Source organism: Burkholderia sp. SCN-KJ (genome assembly GCF_024656005.1).
GTDB lineage: Bacteria > Pseudomonadota > Gammaproteobacteria > Burkholderiales > Burkholderiaceae > Burkholderia.
In genome coordinates this window covers 1-289 of record NZ_JANKOG010000119.1, presented here as the reverse complement: position 1 = coordinate 289, position 289 = coordinate 1, and the positions used below count along the sequence as shown (strand labels likewise).

The following is a 289-nucleotide window of genomic DNA, read 5'->3' as shown; positions in this document are numbered from 1 at the left end:
GCATCTCGACGAACTGGTCGTGAAGGAAGTGCACGGCTCGGGCGGCTACGGGATGCTGGTCGGGCCGTGCGCATCGAAGGCCGAGATCGAGGCGTTCGCCGCGAAGCTGCGCGCGCGTCCCGCGAACTACATCGCGCAACCCACGCTGGCGTTGTCCACGACGCCGATCCTGACTGAAGCCGGCCTCGCGCCGCGCCACGTCGACCTGCGGCCGTTCGTGCTGGTGTCGGACCGGATCCGCATCACGCCGGGCGGGCTCACGCGCGTCGCGCTGCAGGAAGGCTCGCTG

1 protein-coding gene is annotated in these 289 nt (G+C 70.6%); it reads left to right on the top strand.

Annotated elements, in window-relative coordinates; all coding sequences use genetic code 11:
* A partial coding sequence (locus tag NQV17_RS37900) for a circularly permuted type 2 ATP-grasp protein (RefSeq protein ID WP_257776175.1) occupies window positions 1–289 on the top strand: 289 nt, incomplete at both ends.